Source organism: Enterobacter cloacae complex sp. IR5441 (genome assembly GCF_049238215.1).
Taxonomy (GTDB): Bacteria; Pseudomonadota; Gammaproteobacteria; order Enterobacterales; family Enterobacteriaceae; genus Enterobacter; species Enterobacter hormaechei_C.
Genome location: NZ_JBMKIA010000132.1, coordinates 1 through 749 on the forward strand (window position 1 = coordinate 1; position 749 = coordinate 749).

Annotated in this window: 2 protein-coding genes and 1 pseudogene; all 3 read left to right on the forward strand. The window is 42.9% G+C overall.

All coding sequences use genetic code 11. The features are described 5' to 3' along the window. A partial coding sequence (locus ACOTX5_RS26725) for a hypothetical protein (protein WP_224471907.1) occupies positions 1 to 105 on the forward strand: 105 nt, incomplete at its 5' end. 12 nt (positions 106 to 117) lie between these two features. Continuing rightward, positions 118 to 489: pseudogene (locus ACOTX5_RS26730) on the forward strand (pyridine nucleotide-disulfide oxidoreductase); the annotation flags it as partial. A 177-nt stretch (positions 490 to 666) separates the two neighbouring features. Next, a partial coding sequence (locus tag ACOTX5_RS26735) for an IS1 family transposase (protein ID WP_001672765.1) occupies positions 667 to 749 on the forward strand: 83 nt, incomplete at its 3' end.

The window sequence follows — 749 nt, forward strand, 5'->3', positions numbered from 1 at the left end:
TTGCGGCATTCTGGCTACACAATAACAAGGGAAGACTTACTCGTGGCTGCAACCCTACTAGCTCAAAATTTATTCACACATGGTTACGCTTTGGGGAAATTATGAGGGGATCTCTCAGAACGTAGTACTGATGATCGGAAAAATGTGCCTTATTCCGTATTTATGACACCGCCCCTGTCCAGGGTTGGTATGACAGAAGAACAAGCCAGAGAGAGTGGTGCTGATATTCAGGTGGTGACATTGCCTGTAGCTGCAATTCCGCGCGCCAGAGTGATGAACGATACCCGTGGGGTATTAAAAGCGATTGTTGATAATAAAACCCAACGTATATTAGGAGCATCACTGCTGTGTATTGACTCCCACGAGATGATCAATATAGTGAAAATGGTGATGGATGCCGGGCTGCCTTATAGCATATTACGCGATCAGATATTTACTCATCCGTCGATGAGCGAATCACTCAATGATCTATTTTCATTAGTCAAATAAACTCAAAATCAGACGCCAGAACAAATATTCTGGCGTCTCAGAGAAAAGAATCTTATTAATTCTCTGTTACTCTATAACTTCTTAATCACTTCATTGATGGTATTTTATATGTTTAAAAAATCGGTGATGCTGCCAACTTAATGATTTAGTGTATGATGGTGTTTTTGAGGTGCTCCAGTGGCTTCTGTTTCTATCAGCTGTCCCTCCTGTTCAGCTACTGACGGGGTGGTGCGTAACGGCAAAAGCACCGCCGGACATCA